The organism is Streptomyces sp. SID11385 (assembly GCF_010548245.1).
Taxonomy (GTDB): Bacteria; Actinomycetota; Actinomycetes; order Streptomycetales; family Streptomycetaceae; genus Streptomyces.
Map to the genome: position 1 here is coordinate 1 of NZ_JAAGLR010000438.1, position 5135 is coordinate 5135.

The following is a 5135-nucleotide window of genomic DNA, read 5'->3' on the forward strand; positions in this document are numbered from 1 at the left end:
CCGACCGGGCGGCCGTGCGAGGTGACGAGCTTGGGGACCGGGCGGCGGGGCAGCGCGCCGAGCTGGGTGAGCGGGCCGCGCGGGCCCTCGTCGGCCCCGGCGGGGACGGGTTCCCGTACCGCCGTGCGCCCGGGCGTCGCGACGGGGGCCTCCAGTTCGACGGGTCCGTCCGGGGAGACCGCGGGGAAACCCGCGCCGTCGGTGCCCGGCACCTCCGTGAGGAGCTTCTCGGGCAGGACGACGACGGCGGTCGTGCCGCCGTACGGGGAGGGCTGGAGCGAGACCTTGACGCCCTGGCGTCGGGCGATGCGGCTGACGACGAAGAGGCCAAGCCTGTCGGTGTCGGAGAGCTCGAACTCGGGCGTCTCGGCGAGGCGCTGGTTCGCCGCGAGGAGCGCTTCCTTCGTCATGCCGAGGCCGCGGTCGTGGATCTCCAGCAGGAATCCCTGGCCGACGCGTTCGCCGAGCACCTGCACGGCGGTGTGCGGCGGCGAGAACACGGCGGCGTTCTCCATGAGTTCCGCGAGCAGGTGGGTGAGGTCGCCGACGGCCGCGCCCGTGACGGCGACGCGGGGCAGGCGGCGCACCTCGACGCGTTCGTAGTCCTCGACCTCGGAGACCGCGGCGCGCACGACGTCCATGAGCGGTACGGGGCGGCGCCACTGGCGGGCCGGGGCGGCGCCGGAGAGGATGACGAGGCCCTCGGCGTGGCGGCGCATCCGGGTCGTGAGGTGGTCGAGGCGGAAGAGGTCGGCGAGTTCGTCGGTGTCCTCGGTGCGGCGTTCCATCGTGTCGAGCAGGGTGAGCTGCTTGTGGAGCAGGACCTGGCTGCGACGGGCGAGGTTGACGAAGACCTCGGAGACGCCCTTGCGCATGTCGGCCTGGCGCACGGCGGCCTCGACGGCGGCGCGCTGGAGAGTCTCCAGGGCCTGGGCGACCTGCCCCATCTCGTCACGTTCGTGGGCGAGGCGCGGTGCCTCGGTCTCGATGTCGATCTCCTCCCCCGCCGCGAGCCGGCGCATGACCTCGGGCAGGCGGACCCCGGCGGTCTCGTTGGCCCGGCGGCGCAGTCCGGAGAGGTCGCGGACGAGGGAACGGCCGATGCGGACCGAGAGGTAGAGGGAGAGGAGCAGTGCGACGAGGCCGAGGAAGCCCGCGACGCCGGTGCGCAGCAGCACGCCGTGCGCGTACGGGGTCACGGCGTCGCGGTAGGCGGTCTCGATCTTGTCGTCGCGCGCGGCGAGGTCGGCGAGGACGCTCTTCGCCGCCTTGGCCCAGGTGGCGGCGTCGACGACGGCGACGGCGCTCGGTGTCGACTGGCTGACGCCGTACTCCGCGTCGGTGAGGACGGAGGTGCTCTGCTTCTTCCAGTACTGCTCGAAGTCCTTGCGCTCGTCGGCGGGCAGGAGGCCGAGGTTGGTGTCGTAGAGCAGTTCGCGCTGGGCGATGAGGTCGGAGACCTTCTGGATCTCGTCGCGGCCGAGGCGGTGCCCGGTGAGGGCGGCGCTGACGACGGCGTCCTCCTGGGTGAGGAGTTCGCGGGCGCGGTCGACGCCGACGACGCCGCGGCCGCGCTTGTCGAGCGCGACGTCCTTGACCGAGCGCAGGTCGGTGAGGAAACCGAAGCAGGGGTCGACGAGGTCGGAGTAGAGCTTGAGCGCGGAGGTGCGCGAGAGGCGGTTGTCCTCGGCGCTGCGGCGCAGGGCCGTCAGATCGGTGAAGGAGCGGACGACGGCGTCGAGTTCGCGGCGCGAGGTGGCGTTCATGCGGTTGCGGAGGCCGTCGTCGCGGGCGACGTCGCGGACTTTCTCGGCCGCTTCGTCGGTGGCGGAGTAGCTGCGGCGCATCGCCGAGAAGACGTCGGAGCCGCGCGGGTCGGCGAGGTAGACGAGGGTGCGGGTGCGCTCCTGCTGGAGGGCGCGGGTCGCTTCCTTGACGGGCTGGCCCGCCCGGTCGATGAGCTGGCTGACGCCGAGGACCTGGTACGCCTCCTGGCCGCTGATGACGGTCGCGTAGGCCCAGACCACGCCGAGGGAGAGGAGGGGCACGAGGAGCAGGGCCACGATCTTCCGGCGGATCGATTTCCCGCGAAAGCGCATGGTGTCGTCCCCCTGTGATGTCCCCGTCGGCCGATCACGGGGCTCCGCCCACCGCGGGTGGACGGGTCGGCGCCTGCTCCCGGGGCCGTCCGCGCCGGTGGGCGCGAGCGTCCACGGGCGGTTCCCGTGGGGGCGCGCGCGTGCCTCGTGAATCGGCGTGACTCTACTACTGCCTCAGCTACAACTCGAAGACATGTCCGGATAGTTTTCTTGTTGAGCGGGTACGGGGCGGGTTTCCCCATCCGGTCCGGAAGGGCGCGGACGGTACGCGCGCGGGCATCGCGGGACGGGCCGGTGAATTCCGGCGGATCAGGGGTCAATCAGGGGCGAGGGGAGGAAACCCGCGCCCTTTCTTGTTCGTCTGTACGAGGGGGAGGCGGGCCGGGTCCACGCGGTCCCGCGCGCGTGTGCGGCCGTACGGGGCCGACTAAAGCGGCGTGGGGCGGGCAGCGAGAAGAAGAGCCGCTCGTGTCCCCCGGGTGGTGGTCCGTTCGGCGAGTGGTGGGGAGTTGGCTGCGTGATGAGCACCGTGGAGCGCGGTACCGAGGACGAGAGGCGGACGGCGGAACGCACCGCCGCCGGGGAGCCGGCCGCCTGGGAGACCCCGCTGCCGCAGTGGAGCATCGAGGAGTACGGCGAGGACGCGGCCGAGGACGCGGAGTTCGCCCGGCGGCGGCGCGAGGCGGTGCGGCGCGACTCCTTGTGGAAGGAGGAGCCCGCGGTACGGCGCCGCTTGCCCGACGCGGTGCGCACCTCGGCGGTCCGGGCCGTCATCATCGTGGCGCTGACGCTGTGCCAGGCGGTGACCGCCTTCCTGTGCACGCTCGCCGGTTCCTGGCTCGCCTTCCCCATGGTGCTGAGCAGTGTGGCGAGCACGGTGGTGGCGACGTGGGGCGTCCTCGACGTGTGGGTCACCCGGCAGGTGTGGGTGCAGCGCAACGGGGTGGTGTCCCAGCCGGGGAGCACCGCGCGGCAGTTGCGCAGGGAGCGGCGCCAGGCGCTCAAGGCGGCGAAGCTCGCGGCGCGGGCGGAGCGGCGCTCCGTCACGGAGGCCCCCTCCCCCCGTACCGCGCCCGCGCCCTCGTCGCCCGGGCCCACCGTTCCCGTTCAGGACACGGGCCGCTCCCCCCGTTCCGCCTCCGGCGCGGCCGGGCGCGGGAAGGACCCGGCGGCGGCCTGAGCGCCGCCGGGGCGGCCGGTGGCTTCCCGCGACACGGCGGGTTCCTCCGACTCGACCGGTTCCTGCGACTCGGCCGGTTCCTGCGGACGCTCGAAGAAGCGCGTCGCCTGGATCTGGGCGTGCACTCCCTCGGCGTCCGGCTCCTTGGGAAGCCCGGGCCGCAGGTGCTCCTCGACGCTGATGTACTTCAGCCCGGCCCGCAGGTCCGCGTCGTTGCGCAGCCGGATGACGAGCGGGAACTCCGAGAGCGCCGTCGTGTCGAACAGCCCGGTCGTGTAGAGGAGCTGGACGCCGAGCGCGTCCGCCACGGCTCGCTGGAGTTCCAGGAGGTACGTGGCGTTGGCGCGGCCGATCGGGTTGTCCAGGAAGAGCGTGCCCGCGTGCCGGCGCCTGTCGTGGCCCCGGTCGTTGGAGCGCAGCGCCGCCATCGTGCAGTACAGCGCGATCGCCGCGGTGAGGAGCTGACCGCCCGAGAAGACGTCGCCCATCTGCCCCACCGGTACGCGTTCGGCGCGCAGCACCGCGTCCGGCTTGAGGATCTCGACGGCGATGCCGCGCGGCTGGAGGGCGGCCTGGACGCCGCGCAGGAGCAGGCTCATGCCGTCGCGGCGCAGGTCGGCGTTCTTGCGGACGGCGGCGCGGGTGGCCTCGTCGATGACCTCGCCGAGCCGCTCGGTGAGGCTCGCGTGGTCGGGTTCCTCGAAGCGGATGCGCAGGAACTCCTGCCCGGACCACTCCCCCAGCCCTTCGGGGAGGCGCGAGAGCCGCTGGGCGGCGCGGAGCGTGGCGAGCGAGGACTCCACGAGGCCGCGCAGGCGGTCGACGATCGAGTCGCGGTTGCGTTCGAGCTGTTCCAGTTCGTCCGTGAGCACGCGCAGGCGCGGCGCGAACGCCTCGGCCCAGCGGGCGGCGTGCTCGGGGAGCGCGGCGGCGGGCAGTTCCCTGATCTGCTGGCGCGCGGGGGTGCGTACCTGCTCGTAGCGCGTGGAGTTGGCGTGCCGTACGAGGATGTCGCTCGCCTCGCGGACGGCGGCGTCGGCCGCCGCCAGGTCGGCGGCGCAGCCGCGCAGGGAGCGGCGGGCCTCGGCGGTGGCGGTACGGGCCTCGGTGAGCGTCCCCGCGAAGGGGGCGGGCTCCTCCGGGGCCGGGGTGCCGGGTTCGGGTTCGGTGGTGTCGCGGGCGAGGTTGTCGCGGAGCAGGTCGCGCAGGAGTGTCGTCGTCTCCTCGAAGCCCGCCGCCGCCTCTTCCGCCGTGCGGTGGTCGTGGCCGAGCGCGGTGTGGGTCGCGCGGGCGGCGTCCAGGGCCTCGGTGCGGGCGGCGAGTTCGGCGCTCGCGGTGCGCAGGAGGGTCTGGGCCTGTCCGGCGTCGGCGGGGACGAGGTCCTCGGGGAGCGCGGTGTGGGCCTCGCCCTCCTCGGGGGCGAGGCGTTCGGCCTCGCCGCGCAGGCGGCCGAGCTGTTCGCTCGCGGCGTTGGCGCGGGTCTCCAGCATCTGCACGAGTTCCTCGGCGCGCCCCGCGGCGGCCTGCCGTGAGGGCCCGTCGGCGCCGTCGGGGCCTTCGAGGAGGCCGGAGGCGCGGGTGCGGACCTTGTTGCTGAGGCGTTCGAGTTCGGCGAGGGCGGAGGTCTCCTCGCTCTCGGCGCGGGCCTGTTCGGCGCGGAGGTCGGCACCGACGCCGACCTTCTCGTAGAGCTGCGATGCCGCGCGGTACGCCTCGCGCAGCGTGGGCAGGGCGGCGCTGCGGGCCTCGTCGGAGGGGGCGGGCAGTTCTTCGGGGGCGCCCGCGATCTCGGCGCGCTCGGCGCGCAGGGTACGGGCGGTGCGGCGGGCGTCGTCGGCGGCGCGCTGGGCGGCGCG

At 74.1% G+C, this 5135-nt stretch carries 2 protein-coding genes and 1 pseudogene; 1 reads left to right on the forward strand and 2 read right to left on the reverse strand.

What is annotated here, in order from left to right; translation table 11 throughout:
* Positions 1-2099: nitrate- and nitrite sensing domain-containing protein (locus tag G3I42_RS13550; RefSeq protein WP_164285729.1), on the reverse strand; the 2099-nt coding region annotated here is incomplete at its 3' end.
* Positions 2100-2619: 520 nt separating this feature from the next.
* Between G3I42_RS13550 and G3I42_RS13555 the strand changes: the two genes are divergently transcribed.
* Entirely contained in the window at positions 2620-3279 is a 660-nt protein-coding gene (locus tag G3I42_RS13555; protein ID WP_164285731.1) for a hypothetical protein, read from the forward strand.
* On the opposite strand, the pseudogene G3I42_RS13560 reads toward G3I42_RS13555, so the two are convergent.
* A pseudogene (locus G3I42_RS13560) lies at positions 3207-5135 on the reverse strand (hypothetical protein); the annotation flags it as partial. The gene G3I42_RS13555 and the pseudogene G3I42_RS13560 overlap by 73 nt on opposite strands.